Below are 17907 nucleotides of genomic sequence, written 5' to 3'. Positions count from 1 at the left end.
GGAAGCCGGCAGAGGACCGCACGAACTCAAACTGGGGAGTTTGGTGATGGACCGCGGCAAGCCAGACGTCGAAGTCCTAGAAGATGCCGGGTCTGCCCAGAGCCCTGCCTTCTGGGCTCAAGCTGGATCCGCACCGGCCCTTGGGAGTGGACATCCTTGGGGGACAGGACTCTCCTCGGATCGCATTCGAGCGTCGCTGACCGGCCTTGCGCATAAGCTGGCCTCTACCGGCCCCTCATTGCCGCCTGGTCTCCCAGGCCCTTCCAGGCAGCGGCTGATCCTGTCCCGCATCTTGGCCGCGGCGGTCACGGGCGACGCGAAGAGCTTCACCGCGGATCTGGGCCTTATCAGCTGGGCCGGCGCCTGGCCCGAGCTCTTCCGCGAGATCGTGCGAGTAGGGTTCGTGCACCCCTCCGCCCGCGCAGCTTTCTGCGAAGCTTGGTGCGGCAGCGACGACATGGTCAGCGGCTCCGACATCCTTGCGAAGCGCATGGGCTGGTCCTTGACCCGGGACTTCGCTGGGCAGCCTGACCTGCTGGTTGCCGGCCTGCGGCTCTTGATGCCCGAGACCGCCGTCACACGCCCGGTATACGCGCTCTTCCGGGGGCAGAGCCTAGCTGAGCATCAGGCGGGTCGGCACGGCTGCTGGTGGACGCCCGAGCCGGTCCACGCCGAACTCTTTGCCCTGATGCCTAACCGCACGCGATCGGGGCCGGGCGCCGTGGTCGTCGCCTTCGCGCCCGAGGACGCTATCATCACCGCGCTCAACCGTACCGAGTTCCTGATCGATTCGCGCCGGCTGGAGAACATCATGCTCGTGGCCGAGCTGCCGCCTCGCCGACTGGCCGACGGCGAAGATCCTCTCCGGGCTTCTCAGCTCATTGGCATCCCATCCGGCTACAGCTTCGAGGACCTTGATGCGTGGCTGGCGGCCGGTTTCTCAGGGAGCGGGTTGGCTGCCTGAGGCGCTGCCTCCGAGTTTTTTCAACACAATCCGCTACGATCGGATCTTGGCTCACAGCCGCGAAGCGGACTTTCAGCTTCTCGCCCATCTTGGACATTCAACATTGCACTTCACGGCCCGCCTTCCACGCCACTTGCGTGGAAGGCGTCTCCGTTCGCATCAGCAGTCCACGCCCCGAAACCCCGACCGTCACGTGCTCGGCCGGTGGGCCCAGAACCGGCACAAGCTCGTCGGCATGCGCGCCAGCGTTGAAGGTGAAGTGGGCGATCAGGGGCAGGATATTCGAGAACGAAGGCAGTCGAGGCCAGCGCAATTGAGGCCCAGGAGGTTGGGTACCGGAACACACGACCGGAAAGCTGAGGGGAGTGGGCACGGAGATTGCGGCGGAGATGCCCGCCAAGGCGGGCCCGGATAGGCTTGCGACCTTCCGGGGCAGCGGTGTCAGTCTGAATTGAAATCCGTGTTGGTATCAGGACGGCTCTCCCTGCGGCGACCGATGGCGCCGAGGATGGCGGTGTCGAGCGCCCTCCATATCTCCGGCCGTTCGTGCTCGCACGCGGCGAATAGGGCTTGGATCTCCTGCGGCTGGGCGGCGCCACGCATCCGTTCGCCCACCTCGGTGAGGGTCCAGCCCACACCCGTCACGAAGCCGAGAGTCTTGGTCTGGGCACGGTCGAGCGCGTAGCGGCCGGCGAGGCCAGCGCGCACTTCATCCAGGATGGCGCCGTCCGGCGACGCGCTGTCCTCGCGCAAATGGGCGTAGAGCCATGCGTCCGCTGCCATCTCACGGCCATGCAAGGCGGCATCGAGTGCGGCTTCGAGCGAGCCAGCCGGCCACCCCCGCTCCGACTCCATGCCGATCAGCACGAGACTCGTTTTCGTCAAAAGCCCGAACAGCGCCTTGCTTTTACGTAGCTCGATCCGGAGCGTGCCGGCACGCTCGCTGCCTAAAATCGCTGCCTTCAGCATCGCCCTCGCGAGATGGTCGACAGCTACCTTCTCAGCGCCAGCGTAGGGCGCGTCGTTGCCGGGCAGCAGGCTCTTCTTGGAGAACAGAGGCGCGCCGAAGAGGACGGTCTCACTCGGGGTCGATGCAATATTGATGCTGGACGTGGCGAGCAGTGCGACAGTGGAGAGCGGCATGCGATTTCGGTCAAAGCAGAAGCGAGTGCAATGACGGTGCCACGTGGCCACCGAACGCGCAACAGCCAAGCTCCGTTGTTCATAAATGAATGCGCGAGAGGCGACATAACAAAAGTTTAAGGCAGGTCGGCACCAACCACACAGGTAATGTCCGCCGCTTCCTGCATTGCTCGCGAAGCGGACGGGCCGCAATCGGCCAGATGCGGTCCCATCAGCGAGCGTTGCTGAATGGCCGGACAGGGTGGGAGAACGAACCCGCTCGCGCGGGATGGGTGGCAGCTATGAGGTCCGCGGATTGATCCGAGCGCCCTGCGCCGATTGAGGGTCGCCCGACCTGAGCGGACGATCCCGGCTCCCTTCCTTCGAGCGGAGCCGTCCCATGACCGTCCTTGCCGTTCCCGCCGCTGCAGGCGGCTCGTTGCGCCAGCGCCTGATCGACGACATGACCCTGCGCCGGTTCTCCCGGGAGACACAGCGCAACTACCTCCGCGACGTCGGGCGGCTGGCCACCTTCCTGCGGCGATCACCCGATACCGCGACCGACGACGACCTGCGCCGCTTCCAGATCGCCCAGCAGGAGGTCGGCCTCGGCGTGCCGACGATGAACGCCATCGTCTCCGCCCTACGCTTCTTCTTCGTCCATACGGTCAACCGCCCCGATCTCGCCCGCAGGCTGGTCCGCCTCCAGCATCCGCGCGCCCTCCCTGATGTCCTGAGCGCCGACGAGGTCGGGCGTCTGCTCGATGCCACGGTCTGCCTGAAGCATCTCGCCGCCCTATCGGTCGCCTACGGCGCCGGACTGCGCGTGGCCGAAGTCGCCACGCTCCGGATCGGCGATATCGACTCGACCCGCATGATCCTGCGGATCGAGCGCGGCAAGGGCTGCCGCGACCGCAACGCCATGCTGTCGACCGATCTCCTGGACCTGCTGCGGCGCTGGTGGAGCGAGGGCCACCGGCAGGGCGTCCTGCAGCGCCAGGGCTGGCTGTTCCCCGGGCAGGACTTGGCACGGCCGATCAGCACGCGCCAGCTTCACCGCGTCGTCGTCGAGGCGGCGCGCTCGGCCGGGATCGGCGGCCATGTCGAGGGCTGCGACGCGTGCGGCCACCTGCGCGTCGCCTACAACTCCTGCCGCAACCGGCACTGTCCCCGGTGCCAGGGCGCGGCGGCGCGCGACTGGCTCGCCGCGCGCGAGGCCGACCTCCTGCCGGTCGGCTACTTCCACGTCGTCTTCACCCTGCCGGCCGAGATCGCCGCCATCGCCTTCCACAACAAGGCCGCCGTCTACGACCTGCTGTTCCGGGCGGCGAGCACCACCATGATGCGGATCGCCGCCGACCCGAAGCACCTCGGTGCCCGCATCGGGCTGACCGCCGTGCTCCACACCTGGGGCTCGGCCATGACGCACCATCCGCACGTCCACATGATCGTCCCCGGCGGCGGCCTCTCACCGGACGGGACCCGCTGGATCGCCGCGCGCCCCAGCTTCCTCCTGCCGGTGCGGGTGCTGGGCCTGCTGTTCCGCCGCCTGTTCCTCGAAGGGCTCACCGCCCTCCATCAGGCCGGGACGCTCGCCTTCTTCGGCACCCTGGTCCGGCTCTCGGACGCCGGAGCCTTCGCCCGAGCGCTCGCCCCGGTGCGCAAGAAGCGCTGGGTGGTCTACGCCAAGCCGCCCTTCGCCGGGCCGAAGGCCGTGCTCGCCTACTTGGCCCGCTACACCCACCGCGTCGCCATCTCCAGCCGACGCATCCTCGCTTTCGACGGGGCGAGCGTCAGCTTCCGCATCAAGGACTATCGGCGCGACGAAGCCGGACGGGCGCGGGTCATGACCCTGTCGGCCGCGGAGTTCATCCGGCGCTTCCTGCTTCATGTCCTGCCGCGCGGCTTCCACCGCATCCGGCACTACGGCTTCCTCACAGGCTCGAACCGGAAGGTCGGTCTGGCCCACATCCGCACCATCCTCGGCGTCCCGGCCCCGCCTCGCTCCACCGCCGACGCGCCCGATCCGCAGGACAGCCCCGGCAAAGCCCGGCCCCCTTGCCCCTGCTGCGGCGGTCCCATGACGATCGTCGGCTCCTTCGCGGGCTGGCATCAGCCCCGTGGGCCGCCGTTCCGCTCCACGTCGAGCCGGGCGTGGGCGCCATGACCCGGCACGGGATGACGCCGCCAACCACCCGAGGAACCGCTCCCCGGGACATGCCTCACCGTGTGCCGAACGCCAGGATGAGCCTCACAATCGAGGCCGTCGAACCCTGGGTCGCTTCGCCAAGCCCTGGCGACCCGGCAGTCCGGGAGCCTCCAGGCACTCAAACGACGAAGCCGGCCCGCCATTGATCCCCCCACTGGGGACCACGCTCAGCTCAAATCTCCATAGTGCACCGATCGCCATCCCGCGGGTTCATTCATCCACGACTTTCGTACGCCTCGCGGCGACCGAAACTCTTCAGGTTTTGCGACCGTCTGCTTTCGGACGCCGAATTCAAAAAGCGGACACGCAATGTAAACAAGGCATCTCCCCTCTGCTCGCCACACCCGTTTCGGTCGTTCAGGCCGGGTTTCGGGGCGTCGTCGGAAACTCTAGCGGGAAGTTGTTGAGCACGCGCCACAGCTCGTAGCCGAGCGAGACGGTCTCCATCCTGATCCAGCCCCGCACCTTTGCTCCCAGCGGAATGAAATCGATGTTGGGCCACGCGGTCCGGTCGGGGTCTTGCTCGACCAGCACGCGAAACAGGCCGCTCGACTGGGCCGAGGGGTCGACAGTTCGCACCCGACCATCGAACATGCCATGGGCCACCGAGGGCCAGCCGCTGAACTGGATCGCTGGCCAGCCCTCGAAGTCGAGGCGCACGCTCTGGCCGGGCCGGATCAGGGCGACATCCCGGCCGTCGACCATCAGTTCGACGACGCGGGCCGGCGCGAGCGGCGCGAGGGTGGCCAGGGTGTCCCCCGCGTTGACCAGCGTGCCGGCGGCCGCCGCGTTGATGTGCAGGATCCGGCCGTCCCTCGGCGCGCGAACGAGTTGCGCCGATTGGCGGTTCACGGTCACTTCGAGGCGGCTGAGCTTGGCCTTGGCCTCGGCCAGTTTTGCGCGCTGCTCCGCCACGCGGATCTGCGCGGCCTCGAAGTTGCGCCGGGTCACGAAACCCTTCTCTGCGGCCTCGCGCGTCTGGCTGACCTGGCCCTCCGCCACCTTCACGGCTTGATCGGCCGCCTCGATCTCGGCCTCGATCTGCTCCCGCTCGGCGGCAAGGCGCTTGAGAAGGAACGGGTCGTTGTCGACGAGGCGCGCGATTGGGTCCCCGGCGCGGACCCGCTGGCCATCCTCGACGTACCAATGCTCCACCCGGCCCTGGACTAGAGCCGTGACCGTCTGGACCCGGTCGGCTGGGTTAGGCGCGATGACGCGCCCGGTCCCGGCCGAGGTCTGCACCCAGGGCACGTACAGGAGGATCAGGACTGCGACGACGGTTCCGATCCCGATGATCCAGCCGAGGACGACCGCCGCACGCGGAGGCCGGATCGCGGTCAGGGTCGGAAAGCGATGGAGGTGTTCAGGCCGCGACAGCATGGGTCCTCTCCCGCAGCATCGTCTTATCGAGCAGTTCCTCACGTTCGGTGGCGCGCCCATAGCCGTGGGAGCCCAGCCGGATCTGGTCGTCGTGGACCCGCATCGGGGGGTGGCGGGTGACATGCAGCACCGTCGTGCCCGCCTCCCGGAACCCCGCGAGCGCTGCCGCGACACGATCCGGAGGCAACAAGTCGAGGAGCGTCGGCAAGACGACGAGCTTTGGCGGCCGCAGAAGCGCGGAGGCCAGCTTCAGGGCGACGGCCTCGCCCGTGGAGAGCGGCGAGCCGGACGCGGACAAGGGGGTGTCGAGGCCGGAGGGCAGGCTCCGGATGCGCTCCGCCAGCCCGACACGCTCAAGGCACTCGTGCATTCGAGCGGGGCATGACACGTCGCCGCCCGACAGGTGCTCGCGGATTGTTGTCTCGGCGAGCGTCGGCCGACCCAGGACGAGGATCTCCGACCGCAGCCCCTCCGGACCGAAGGCCGCGATGTCGGCTCCGCCGAGCATTACCAACCCGCGCTCCGGCCGGACCCTCCGCTCGATGAGGGCCGCAAGCGCCCGCTCGACACCTTCGTCGGCGGCCACGGCGAGGACCTCCCCGCTCTCGACAGAGAAGTCGAAGCGGAGACCGTCGGCCTCGACATCGCGCAGGCGCAGGTTCCCATTGGCGGGACTAGGGCCGTTCCACCCGTCGCCGTCAGCCTGCTCGATCCCCTCAAACAGCGACAGCTCGTGGAGCGCCGCGACGAGGTCGTAGAAGGTCCTCGCGTGGGAGCCCAGTTGCGAGATCCCGTAGAAGGCACTCGACAGGACGAGTTCCGCCGCCACGAGTTGCCCGAGCGATAACTGCCCTTGCAGGATCAGCCACCCACCCATCGCCAAAAGGCCGGCGCTCGCGACCGCGTAGACTATGAGGAATCCCACCGTCTGTGCGAAAGTGTGGCGGAAATGGCGGCGATGCACCCCCGCGTAGGTGGCGGTCAACGCCTCGGAACGGGCAAGCGCGGTCGTGAGCCGGCCACCGTGCCTGTAGAAGCCGTTCGAACTGCCGACGCTCTCAAGCCAGCGCGCCGTCTCGTGCTTGGCATGGCTCAGCGCCGCGCCGGACCGGACCGCCGGCCCCGCCCAGAGGAATGCGATGCCGACGAGCACGGCGGCCACCACCAGATTGAAGGCGAGGAAGAACGGGTGATAGAAGCTCGTCAGGACGAGGCCGATCCCTGATTGAAGGAGGATCGCGAAGCCGCCGACCAGAAGATGCGGGACCGCCTTCTGGACCGTCATGAGATCGAAGAAGCGGTTGAACAAGTCGCCGCGGCGGGCGTCCTCGAAATGCGGGTTCCTGGCATGGAGGGCGCGCAGGGTGATATCCGCGACGGTTCTCGCGAACACGCGCCGCTCGAACAGCGCCAGGATGTAGATCCGCGCGGCGCTCAGCAGGGCGGCGGCGAGCAGCAGGCCGAGGAGTAGCCCGGACAGGACGAACAGGGGCGTCGGCAGCGCCGTGTTGGCCACCGAATTGATCAGGAGCTGCACCGACACCGGCACGGCGAGGCCCAGGAGCGCCACGGCAATCCCGTAAACGACCGCCGTCCAGACGAAGCCGGCCTCCGGCCTGAGGAAGCGGCCGATGAGCCTGCTGGCTTCCGCGAGCGTCAGCGGCGTGTGTTTCGTCGCATCCATTGGGCGAGGACCTTCAGACCGGAACGAGGGCGTGCGAGGACGACGGTATTAGCCAGGGGCGGAGTGCGGCCCCGGAGAGAAGTGAAAGCCGTGGTGGCGCGTGTGGCGCAGGAACGCGGAACCGGCCCAGGGTGCCCGGCTTGGCGGAGCTCGATCCTCACGGGGTTAGATCGAAGCGATGGGGCGCCGCCGCTGGGCGTGCGGCGGATGCCCTGAAGGCCGGGATCGCAAGCGCAGTCCGCCATGAGTGGTGGCACGGCGGACCGCTTTGGCGACAGCGATTGCCGGCTATCCGGACGGCTGTCGGGTCGAGGCAGGGCACCCGCTTCAGCAGCGGTAGCCGCCCGACGTCTGGCCGTACTGCTGCACCGGGAAGTGCTGCTGATCGGCGTTGCCCTCCTGGGCCGAGCTCCGGCGGCAGCCGCCGACGGTGGGGGTCAGGATCTCAGCCGGAAGGATCGAACCGGTCGAGAGCCCGTCCCAAGTCGTCTGCGGGAGAGGCCGCGATCCTGGACCTACGCGCAGATCGGCGAACGCGGCGGAGAGCGGCGCGACGCTGAGCGCGGCCGCGACGGTCACGACGGATAACTTCTTCGACGCCTTCATCGCTTGTCTCCAATCAAGTTTGCGGTCGTGAGGACCTGTCCATGCATCAAAAGGCTGAAGCGAACCCGCATCTGCGGCTTTCGTTCGCCTCAGCCACGCAACTGATTTGGAGTAATGAGCGTCGCTTTACAATTTCCGTCCTTCAATGGAGATCATTGCAAAAACAAATGCCGCTCAATTCCGCGGCTATGAAACTGTCTGTTTAATCCTTATTCGCGACATCCGCTCAATAGGCGATGTGTGTTTCGTCACATAGCGCCATTACGATCCGTCCCGGCTTGGTGGATTCTCGATCCGGAAGCTTGAGATCCGGCCCATGTGACCTGACGTCAGGTCGATGCCCGGGCCGTCCTTGCCTTTCGACCTCGACCTGCTGCGCACCTTCGTCGCCATCGTCGACAACGGGAGCTTCACGCGCGCGGCCAGCAGGCTGGGCCTGACGCAATCGACCGTATCGCTGCAGATCAAACGGCTGGAGGACGGCCTCACACGTCGCCTGTTCGACCGTGACGGTCGGGAACTCAAGCTGACGTCCGAGGGCGAGGTGCTGCTCACCTATGCACGGCAGATCCTCAAGCTCGGCGCCGAGGTCCTGTCCAGGATCGTGACGCCGGAACTGACCGGCATCGTCCGGCTAGGCACGCCGGAGGATTTCGCGACCACGCACCTGTCGGAGGTTCTGGCGTGCTTCGCCCGCGCCCACCCGCAGGTCGCGCTCGAAGTGAATTGCGACTTCACGGTCAACTTGCTCGATGACTTCTCCAAGGGCCGGTACGACTTGATCCTGTTCAAGCGGGAGCCACAGGGACCGAGCGGCGGCACCAGGGTCTGGCGGGAGGTGCTCGACTGGGTCGCGTCGCTGCGTCTGGTCGCAGAAGGCGACGGTCCGATCCCGCTCGTTCTGTCACCCGCGCCGGACGTCTATCGCAAGCGCGCGCTTTCGGCGCTCGACGCCGCCGGCCGGGATTGGCGCATCGTCTACACCAGCCCGAGCCTGGCCGGATTGCAGGCCGCCGTGCAGGCCGGGCTCGGGGTGACTGTGTTGCCGACGGAGATGATCCCCGACGGCATGGTGTCGGTCTCGGCTCGCCTTCAGCTGCCGAAGCTCTCCGATACGGAGATCGTCCTCTACCAGGCTCCGGGCCACGTCTCGCCGGCGGCTGAGCTTTTGTCGACGACGATTGTCGCGGCGTTGGAGCGGCGCGTCGCCGTCCCTGCGACCGTCGTCCCCTGAGGTTGATTGGGCCTTCGCCTGTTCCGAAGGCTCACGGTCCACGCGCCGTCAATACGCCCCTTCATCTGGAATGTTCAGGATGTTGCCGCAGGCCTTGCAGTGCACGGCGTCCGGCTCGTGGCGCTGCAGTCCGCAGGCATCGCAGGGGAAGCGCACCTTGTAGGGGCGGAACACCACCTGCGCGAGACGGAAGAACAGCGTCACGCCGCAGATCATCACGAACACCGACAGCAGCCGGCCGGTCGGCCCCGGCAGGGTGATGTCACCGTAGCCCGTCGTCGTCAGCGACGTGACCGTGAAGTACAGCGCGTCGACCGGCGTCTGGATGGCCGGGTTGAAGCCGTGCTGCGTGGCATAGACGATGCCCGTCATCGTGAACACGAACACCACGAGGTTGGTCGCAGCCAGGATGGCGTCCTCGTTGCGGCGGAACAGGCCGCTGTCCTGCCGCAGGCGCTCCAGCAGGTGGTAGGTGCGCAGCAGGCGCAGCGTGCGCAGGATGCGCAGGAAGCCGACGCCCTCGACCAGCAACGGGGCGAGGAACGAGGCCACCGCCACGAGGTCCGTCCAGGTGCTGAGGTGCCGGAACTCGCGCAGCGGCGCGCGGCTGACGAATAAGCGGGCGGCGAAGTCGAGCAGGACGCACAGGCCCACCGCCACGTCGCAGGCGATGATCCAGGGGCTCAGCGGCAGGAACGAGGTGACGATCACGAAGGCGATTGTCGCCACGTCGAACACCAGCAGGGCATAGCGGAAGCGGTGCGCGCGTCCCGTGTCCTCCTCGTAGAGCTCGCGCAGCGTGGCGGTGGATGTCGTCATCGGTCGTCGGGCCGGAAGGGGGACAGACTCAGGAATCCCGCGTCAGCACGTACGCGGTCAGGGCGCCTTCGGCATCACCCGACAGCCACGACAGCAGCAACAGGACGCCCATCCCGAGGAGCAGGACCCCGGTGAGGGCGAGGACAAGGTCGGACAGACGCCCCTCGATGACGCCGGGGCGACGCCTTGGAAACTGACGAGGCATGATGCTTCACCCGGTTCTCGGAGGTCGAAGGAGGCGCCGCGCACCATCGAGGCGCGGCCGGTCCCGGCTCAGCGGTGGGACGGGCGAGCCGGGGCGAACCGTAGGACCAGCGCCCCGGCGCCCATGCAGGCGAGCGATCCGAGCAGCACGCCGACCTTGGTCTCGGCCTCAAGCTCGGGCGCGTTCGCGAAGGCGAGCAGGCCGATGAACAGGCTCATGGTGAAGCCCACGCCGCACAGGAGCGAGACGCCGTAAACCTGCCCCCATCCCGCATGAGCCGGCCGCTGCGCCAGTCCGAGCTTCACGGCGGCGAGGACGAGGCCGAACACGCCGACCTGCTTGCCAACGAACAGGCCGAGCGCCACGCCGAGCGTCACCGGGTCGAGGAGCATGCGCGGCGTGATCCCCGCCAACGACACGCCCGCGTTGGCGAAGCCGAAGACCGGCAGGATGAGGTAGGCCGACCAGGGATGGACCGCGTGTTCGAGGATGTGTAGCGGTGAGGTCGGGTCGTCCGGCTTACCGACGCTCAGGCGCAGCGGGATGGTCAGGGCCAGCAGCACGCCGGCGATGGTCGCGTGGATGCCCGACGCGAGCACGAACACCCAGAGGACGACGCCGAGCAGCAGGTAGGGCCACAGGCGCGCCACGCCGACCTTGTTGAGCCCGTAGAGCACGGCCAGCGTCACGGCTGCTCCGCCTAGCATCGGGAGTGACAGGTCCGCGGTGTAGAACAAGGCGATGATCAGCACGGCGCCCAAGTCATCGATGATGGCGAGCGCCGTCAGGAAGATCTTGAGGGAGACCGGCACGCGCGGGCCGAGCAGCGCCAGCACGCCGAGGGCGAAGGCGATGTCAGTGGCGGCCGGGATGGCCCAGCCCCGCAGCGTCTCGGGCGAGTTCCAGTTTACCGCGGCGTAGATGAGCGCCGGTGCGGCCATGCCGCCCAGCGCGGCCAAACCGGGCAGAACCCGGTCGGGCCATGTGCGCAGACGCCCGTCGAGCACCTCCCGCTTGATCTCCAGCCCGACGAGCAGGAAGAACACCGCCATCAGGGCGTCGTTGATCCAGTGCAGGACCGAGAGCGGGCCGAGATGGCTCTTCAGCGCGGCGAAGTAGGCGTCGCCCAGGGGCGAGTTCGCCACCACCAGCGCGAGCGCGGCCGAGGCCATCAGGACGAGGCCGCCGCCGGCCTCGCTGACGAGCATGTCGCGTAGCGCCGACAAACGATGGCGAGGGGGCCGCGGAACGGCATGGGAGTGCAACGACACGGGCACGGGTCTCCGGCGCTGGCGGCCCGACCAGCGCTCGACCTGCCGGTCCGACCGACGGACCACGCACCCACCGCGGGCTATCGCATCGAAATCGAGCGGCCACAACCCACGCCTGGGTGCGTCGCCAACGGGAGGAGGTCCAAAGGGCAACCTTCGACACGAGACCATCTGGAAGGAAGGTAGGGTCGAAAGGCAGTCGTCCGCCGGTCGCAGGTTTTGTCTGCTTTGGGGATGTCGGCGGGGGCCGCTCAGTGGCTGGGTTGGGTCGGAAGGAGGCTGTCCGCTTTTCCGGCCGGCCTTCTCCGAAGCGGCCATTCCGCTTACGGCCACTATCAGTCGCTCTGACCCACATAATTGGATCAGACCTCCCGGAAGTGGACGTTCCGATGGCCCGGTTCGGGTCAAAACTCGCCGGTCAATAAGGACCAATTCGCCAAAAGGCCGCGGCGGAGCAAAAGCCGAAATCAATTACAATAGGTCCCTAAAAGACCGCAGGACTGGTCTTTAGTTCATGTCGAGTGAGGGAACACGATCATGCCCACCTTCATTCGCATTCGCTTGCATGCCCACAAGCGACTCGACCGCGAGAGCCGCTCGAATCGCCTTAACAGCCCTAGGAACACGCCTAGCGACTTCGAAATCCATCCGACTCATGTGGCAGGCGTCGCGTTCTATGCCGAGTTCCCGGGCAAGCAGCTCATAGGCGGTGTCCCGATCGAGAAGGCCCTCCCTCCAGAGGGGATCGAAGAAGAGGTGAGCGTCCCGTCTAGCGCGGACGCGCGTGATATGAGCCCGATGACCAGCCTCGTCACGTAGCGGCTTGCTGCCCCTGGACCACAGACCACACGGTTCACAGCGGCTCTTCAAGCCCGTCGGCTTTAGCGTCTGGGTCGCCGGCTGACCACAACGAGGGCAGATCGGGATGGGTTTCACCACTTCCTCGCTCCTCTGACTTGTCCGACGGCCGGACATGCTGTCCCCCAGGCGTCCGCGCAGATCCAATACGACCAATTGGCGATGTACCCCAGATGTCCCCCTGGCGTCCCCCGGATGTCCCCTAGATGTCCGATTGATTCGTAATTTTTCACTGAAGCGGACAAATCGACAAAGCTTCGTGTGGAGGCATACACTAGGCGAGAATGCTCGCATACACCTATTCGCGTTTGATCGAATGCGAGAAAAACCTGTTTCGCCCGCCGCGTCGAACGTTGCGCACAACGAGCCCGGCGCTCGCCTTGGGGCTCAATCGAACCGCGTGGCCAAAGCTTGGTGATCAAATCTGATGCTTGCTAATCGCTCCCAAGGTCCGCAACGGGTGGGAAGCAGAAGCTCAGGCGGCATGTTTCGGATGTCTGGTCTGCTCTCGTAAGCGGTCCTTCGCTGATGAGACCCAGACGGCTGCTCAGACTCTGAAGCGGCTATGAAGTCAGGCTTGTTTAAGGCTCACCCGAAAAGCACCGCCTCGACCGGCCGAGTGGGGTGAAGAGCGGCCTTCGATCAAAACGGCAAAAATGGACGGTCAGAGTAGAGCCAGAGCGCTGGTTTTTGCGGCCGCCAACGCTGCGGACGTTCCCCCCTGATGAGGCTGGGTCGAGCGGTCTCAGCCGTGAGGATGCCCACCCCGGGCAAGCATCAAGTGATGTTCTTGGTGGTGCATGCCGTGCGTCATGACCCCGATGAACCCAAGCGCCCTGACTTTGGCCAAGTCGGATGCAGGGACAATAACAGTGAGCGATGCACCATCCTCCGTCTCAGCGGCGCTGAACTTCCAACCGTCCATGCCGTTCATGGTCGCTGCATGCGCGCTGACCATACGTCTGATCGAGTCCCGAACAGGCCCGCGCCCCCTCACCGTAAACTGAACGCCAGCCTCGACAGGAACGGCGGTCACATCCGCATCCAGGGTGACGTTGTTCATGTCGATCAGGTGCTGGCGAAGGCCCTCGATGTCTACCTTGGACCAGTCGGCATGAGGATCTGCTTCGAGTATCTGCACGATCTCCTGGATGGCCGCGAAGGCGGACTGTCCAGGCTCCTTCGGGACGGACGAACGGGCCTGAGACGCCACACCATGGCTCATCGCAGCATGATCGTGGTGCCCACCAATCTCCGCTTCCTGAGAGAATGCGGGTCCTGAGGCCAGCAGAAGGGCAGCGGCAGCAATCCGCAGCATTGGGCTACCTCCATTCACACTTGACCACGCGCTAAGCCATACCTGAAAGCAAGCCGCCCCGACAGCGCCACCCTGAAACGGCGGGCTCTGGTTTCAGAGCGCGCCAGATCAGTCCAGCGGTGGTCGCAAGCAGCCCCTGAACGTCCTAATCGGATGGGCAGCAGCGGTTCGGTGATGACGAGGCGAATGATCGGATCGAGAGCCGAAGCCGCCTCTCACGATCCGGAAACGGTGAGGTGAGAGCCGAGCTACAAGGACGTGGCTATCATGCGCACGGCCGAGGCCAGCAGCAGGGCCGCCAGCAAGAGCCGCAGGGTGCGCGGCCGGAGGTGACGCGCTCCTAACCACGAGCCAGCCAAGCCACCACCACCGCCACAAGCCAGCCAGAACGGCAAAGCCGCAGGTAGCGCAGGCATGGTCGCCCATGCTCCGGCGAGGGCGGCGGCTGAGTTGATAAGGTTGAAGGTGGCCGAGATCGCGGCTGTTTGCCGTGTGTCGGCCCAGCCAAGCGTCAGGATGGCGGGGGCTAGGAAGATCCCGCCACCGACGCCGGTCACACCCGAGACCACCCCAATCACGCCACCCATCAGAAGTGCCGCTAGGAAGGGCGGCGGGTGCAGCCCTGTTTTGTCGACTGCAGTTCGCGCTCCCCGCAGCATCTGTAACCCCGCCGCCAGCAGCAGCGCCCCGACGACGGGTTGGTAGGTGGCAGACGGCAGGTGCAGCGCTCCACCGAGCAGCGAGAACGGCAAGCCCAGGACCCCGAAGGGATAGCAGGCCCGCCACGTCAGCAGCCTCGCTCGGTAGAAGCGGATGCAGGCCAGCGCTGCCACAAGAATGTTGAGCGCAAGGGCGGTGGGCTTGATCGTCTCAGAAGCGAAGCCCGCCAGCCCCATCAGGGCGACGTAGCCGGTGCCGCCTGCTTGTCCCACAGCCGAGTAGAGCGCGGCGACAACCGCGATGGCAGCGGCAAAGGCAAGGTCGGGCATCGGCTCAGCTTACCATGCGCTGTGCCATGTCCGCTTCCCATCAACTCCGGTCATTGCGAGCGGCAAGCTCGAAGGTCCGAGTGGGGTCGGAAGCGGTACTTGGGGTGAGCATTAAGCCTCGGGGTCTAACTACTCGGGGCCTGCAGGTAAGTATAGTAAGTGATCATGCCTCCTGCCGTTTCGACGCCTGCTAGTGCGCTGATGCCAACAAAAGGTACACTCCGCGGGGCAAATTCCGACGTCTATCTAGCGGGCTAGCCGAAGAGTACGTGGTGCGTTCGTCCGCGTCTGTGCACTAGCCTCACAGCCATTTACATGGCCTCGGCACGCGCACCTCTATGTAGCGCAACTTGCAAGGGCGAACGGCACAATTTCACCACCCGTCAGGGCATCGGATGGCTTGAACCTCTGGTCGGGCAAGAGCGCGAAGCCCCCTCCCCTCAGTAAGTAGGCCTCTCCTCGTCCACCAAGCCCCAGCCTTTCGGCTGCCGAATGGATCTGTATGTCACGGCTGCTCAAGCAGCTTCGTCACGCCGCTGCGAATCCGAAGCCGAAGCCGAGTGCAGTTGGGCGCCAGACCATCTCCTGGTGTGTCACCTCAAATTCCACATTAGAAAGTGGCGTGCCTCCCATAAAAAATTTCAGAACATTCAGCGAACAAACTCGTCTAAGATGTTCTGGGCTTGTCACGCGCTTGGGCAACCTTCGAGCGCAACATAGCGGATTTCGTTCAACGGCTTGGCGGAACATGACGCCGGCTTATGAGGTGCCGCACCGAACGGGTATCAGCCCGAGCGCTCCCCAGCAGAGATGCTGGACGCCTCGAGCGGGTTGCTCCGGCAGTCAACACGGCTGCGAATGCACAAACTCAAGATGGAAGCTCTGCGTCGCCGCACCTTCCACTCAGCGCGCCGTAGACGGCTAGCGTGCGCTGAGGCATCAGGTTCACCTGATAACCGCGTGGTCCGCATGGACCGGGGATCGGAACTACCTGCTCGGTCAATGGACGCCACCGAGCTGCAGCCTTGGTCGGCTGCTGGGTTCTTCGCCACTTCGACGGGAAGTCGAACTCGTTCTCCTCCACCTACTGGTTCGACGAAGGGATTCGTCATTCCGGTCGTGGGGGAGAAAGCCTTCTCTGGGAAGTTCAGTCACGCTGGGCTTCAACACAAGGCGGCCGAAGCTCGAGGCGACGGGCGGAGCCCGGAGCGAGAGCTGAGAGCCGCCCCGAGCCGAAGGCGAGGTCTTCGGCGTGTCGAACGCCTGCGATTGCTGACGCTCAGCCTGGAGCTATGCGAGATGTTGGGCGACGAAGGCAGTCAGGCGGCGCGGTAATCAGGGCTCGCAGTAATCACGGTCCCGTCGCGGAAGATGACGCCGGCCATCACCTTCGGCGACCGGCTTTCGTCCTTCAAGCGTTACCAGGTTTTCGAGGCCGCAATCACGAGCTTGGACACCATCAGCTTGGCGCTCATGGACGAGAGCGCACCGTGAGTTCGCATCGTCTGATGCCGGCAGAGTGGCGAACGCGCTCTCGATTGGGTGCGAGGTGCGCAGGCGATCTCAGTGTTCGGCGTCGGAGTCGGAGAACGTCAGCGGCGCCTCTTGGTCTTTGGTGAATCAAACGGCGACGAGCGATTACTTCGCCCGCACTCCTCGACGAAGACACACAGGGCCACCTCGACCTTCGGGCGAATCGGCGCGCCCTGGATCTCGCGCAGATCTGGCTTCATCGCCGGCTGGACGGACTTCGGCACCCCCAGCGCCTGCCAGAAGCCGAGTGCGCCGGCGCCGACCGTGATCTCAGGAGCGAACGACGGCCCGATCCGCTTCACGTCGACGAGCAACTCCCGCCATCTCCGGGCACTCTCACGCACGCCGACTTGGAAGCCAACAAGGTCCTTCCTGCCCTCCGATGTAGCCCTGATGAACACGAGCATGCACTCGGCCTGCTCCTCCATCCGGGCCTGCAGGTGGCCAGCGCCGTCCAGCGTCAGCACGGCATGGACGCAGGGCGCAACGCTGCGGCTGATCTCGACCGGACGCTGGCTCGTCGCCTCACTGGCGCGGTGGGACACGACGATACCGGCGCCCTTGCCCTTGTCGGGACAGATCGCGCCGAAGGTGTAGGCGTAGGCCGCGTGCCGGCCCTGGGCTGCCTAGGACCGTGTCTGGCGCCCAGCGCCAAGGCAGGATGCTCTTCTAGCCGACGCGGGTCCCTCCTACCACCACAACTCAACCGCTGTGCTCGGCAGCAGATGCTTGCAGATCACCGTCACCGCAGCGGGCGCCGTAAGCTCGGCGCCAAAAAATTCACGTCTCAAAATGCGAAATCCCAACCCCTGGTCGCTATAGTCAGAGCACCCTGACAACAACGCGAGGAGAGAAGAGCCCATGTCGACCATCACGCCGGAGCAGAGCCAGGACCAGGCTCGCTTGGAAAGTCGTGCCCTTGCCGCCTATTACCGCGCTGGCGGAAGAGTACATCCCGAACACAGCTTGACCGGTCATTACGTGCTCGACAGCAAGCCGATAATTCTTGATGACGGCTCTAAGGTAGTCAAGGGCATAAGTTACATCCGTCTCGCCAATTCCAGCGGGACGCTGGCCGTATTTTCGGTGAATGATTGGGACGAGCTTAGGCGATTGAAGAGATGGCCTCAGTCTATAGAAAGCGGAACCGCCAGGACAGAAGCTCAGTTCAATACTGAAATTGATGAAATTCTAAATCAACCCGTCAATCGCAGTTCCGGAAGCAATGATGATGAAGCTGAGTCGATTTTGAACGAGCTCGATGGAGTTATTTACGACACGTAAACGCAAATCTCGGTCGCCACAAAGGGAACTGACGCAACAAATGAAGGAAATTCTCGTTATGCCCACGACCGTGCGGAGAGAGATGTACTCTCGAGAGTGGCATGAACGCCGCGCCCTAGCCGCTTACTACAGATCTGGTGGAGCGGAGCATCCCGATCACAATTTGACTCGCCACTACGTGATTGATCGAAACCCTAATGGACGAAACTTTTTCTCCTATGCGCTTGGATGCAACAAGTACATCAAGCTTGCGAATGAGTCCGGCACGCTGGCCGTGTTCGTGATGTATGATAAACATAAGCTAAGAAGGCTGGAGAGGTGGCCAGAAGCCGTCGAGAATGGAACTGCCGAGACGGAATCGAAGATGTGGGAAGATTTAGACGCTGAGTTAGATGCTGAAATTGCGGGCTGATCCACCCACACATGTGGCC

At 65.2% G+C, this 17907-nt stretch carries 15 protein-coding genes and 2 pseudogenes; 6 read left to right on the top strand and 11 right to left on the bottom strand.

Going from position 1 to position 17907, the window contains the following annotated elements; translation table 11 throughout:
• Positions 1 to 292: 292 nt before the first annotated feature.
• Positions 293 to 964 carry a hypothetical protein gene (locus tag ACYCO6_RS34265; RefSeq protein WP_459767821.1) on the top strand — a complete coding sequence of 224 codons (672 nt, stop codon included), beginning with the start codon at positions 293 to 295 and terminating at the stop codon, positions 962 to 964.
• Positions 965 to 1405: 441 nt separating this feature from the next.
• Here the strand turns inward: ACYCO6_RS34265 and ACYCO6_RS34260 are convergent, their stop codons facing one another.
• A complete protein-coding gene (locus tag ACYCO6_RS34260) occupies positions 1406 to 2107 on the bottom strand; it encodes a hypothetical protein (RefSeq protein ID WP_459767819.1) in 702 nt (233 codons plus the stop codon).
• Positions 2108 to 2486: 379 nt separating this feature from the next.
• Between ACYCO6_RS34260 and ACYCO6_RS34255 the strand changes: the two are divergent.
• Positions 2487 to 2753 (top strand): annotated as a pseudogene (locus ACYCO6_RS34255) (phage integrase N-terminal SAM-like domain-containing protein); the annotation flags it as partial.
• A 27-nt stretch (positions 2754 to 2780) separates the two neighbouring features.
• Positions 2781 to 4253: an IS91 family transposase gene (locus tag ACYCO6_RS34250; RefSeq protein ID WP_459773857.1), complete on the top strand. Its 1473-nt coding sequence runs from the start codon at positions 2781 to 2783 to the stop codon at positions 4251 to 4253.
• A 399-nt stretch (positions 4254 to 4652) separates the two neighbouring features.
• Here ACYCO6_RS34250 and ACYCO6_RS34245 read toward each other — a convergent pair whose 3' ends face one another.
• The 3 genes from ACYCO6_RS34245 to ACYCO6_RS34235 all read right to left on the bottom strand — a co-directional run bounded on the left by ACYCO6_RS34245 (position 4653) and on the right by ACYCO6_RS34235 (position 7965).
• Positions 4653 to 5675, bottom strand: coding sequence for an efflux RND transporter periplasmic adaptor subunit (locus tag ACYCO6_RS34245; protein WP_459767817.1), 1023 nt, complete (start codon positions 5673 to 5675; stop codon positions 4653 to 4655).
• Complete coding sequence (locus ACYCO6_RS34240) at positions 5659 to 7359, bottom strand: ATP-binding cassette domain-containing protein (RefSeq protein WP_459767815.1); 1701 nt, start codon at positions 7357 to 7359, stop codon at positions 5659 to 5661. Before ACYCO6_RS34240 ends, ACYCO6_RS34245 begins: the two co-directional genes overlap by 17 nt.
• Positions 7360 to 7686: 327 nt before the next feature.
• Positions 7687 to 7965 carry a hypothetical protein gene (locus ACYCO6_RS34235; RefSeq protein WP_459767813.1) on the bottom strand — a complete coding sequence of 93 codons (279 nt, stop codon included), beginning with the start codon at positions 7963 to 7965 and terminating at the stop codon, positions 7687 to 7689.
• Positions 7966 to 8302: 337 nt separating this feature from the next.
• Here ACYCO6_RS34235 and ACYCO6_RS34230 point away from each other — a divergent pair, with 337 nt between their 5' ends.
• Entirely contained in the window at positions 8303 to 9199 is an 897-nt protein-coding gene (locus ACYCO6_RS34230; RefSeq protein WP_459767811.1) for a LysR substrate-binding domain-containing protein, read from the top strand.
• 48 nt (positions 9200 to 9247) lie between these two features.
• Here the strand turns inward: ACYCO6_RS34230 and ACYCO6_RS34225 are convergent, their stop codons facing one another.
• The 7 genes and pseudogenes from ACYCO6_RS34225 to ACYCO6_RS34195 all read right to left on the bottom strand — a co-directional run bounded on the left by ACYCO6_RS34225 (position 9248) and on the right by ACYCO6_RS34195 (position 16692).
• A complete protein-coding gene (locus ACYCO6_RS34225; RefSeq protein WP_459767809.1) occupies positions 9248 to 10018 on the bottom strand; it encodes an ion channel in 771 nt (256 codons plus the stop codon).
• 28 nt (positions 10019 to 10046) lie between these two features.
• Complete coding sequence (locus ACYCO6_RS34220) at positions 10047 to 10223, bottom strand: hypothetical protein (protein ID WP_459767807.1); 177 nt, start codon at positions 10221 to 10223, stop codon at positions 10047 to 10049.
• Between the two features lie 68 nt (positions 10224 to 10291).
• Positions 10292 to 11431, bottom strand: a complete 1140-nt coding sequence (gene nhaA / locus ACYCO6_RS34215; protein WP_459767805.1) for a Na+/H+ antiporter NhaA — start codon at positions 11429 to 11431, stop codon at positions 10292 to 10294.
• A gap of 570 nt (positions 11432 to 12001) precedes the next feature.
• Positions 12002 to 12469 (bottom strand): zinc-finger-containing protein, encoded by a 468-nt coding sequence (locus ACYCO6_RS34210; RefSeq protein WP_459767803.1) that lies wholly within the window; start codon positions 12467 to 12469, stop codon positions 12002 to 12004.
• A gap of 628 nt (positions 12470 to 13097) precedes the next feature.
• The gene (locus ACYCO6_RS34205) at positions 13098 to 13670 is read right to left on the bottom strand and encodes a hypothetical protein (RefSeq protein WP_459767801.1); all 573 of its coding nucleotides are present in this window, start codon (positions 13668 to 13670) and stop codon (positions 13098 to 13100) included.
• A gap of 248 nt (positions 13671 to 13918) precedes the next feature.
• Positions 13919 to 14659 carry a TSUP family transporter gene (locus ACYCO6_RS34200; RefSeq protein WP_459767798.1) on the bottom strand — a complete coding sequence of 247 codons (741 nt, stop codon included), beginning with the start codon at positions 14657 to 14659 and terminating at the stop codon, positions 13919 to 13921.
• Positions 14660 to 15978: 1319 nt separating this feature from the next.
• A pseudogene (locus ACYCO6_RS34195) lies at positions 15979 to 16692 on the bottom strand (transposase).
• Between the two features lie 361 nt (positions 16693 to 17053).
• Between ACYCO6_RS34195 and ACYCO6_RS34190 the strand changes: the two are divergent.
• A complete protein-coding gene (locus tag ACYCO6_RS34190; protein ID WP_459767796.1) occupies positions 17054 to 17476 on the top strand; it encodes a hypothetical protein in 423 nt (140 codons plus the stop codon).
• A 40-nt stretch (positions 17477 to 17516) separates the two neighbouring features.
• Positions 17517 to 17888, top strand: a complete 372-nt coding sequence (locus ACYCO6_RS34185; RefSeq protein WP_459767794.1) for a hypothetical protein — start codon at positions 17517 to 17519, stop codon at positions 17886 to 17888.
• Positions 17889 to 17907 lie beyond the last annotated feature (19 nt).

This window comes from Methylobacterium sp. CM6257, assembly GCF_054611515.1.
Note: the sequence above shows the minus strand (reverse complement) of the source record. Positions and strands in the feature narration are given on the sequence as shown.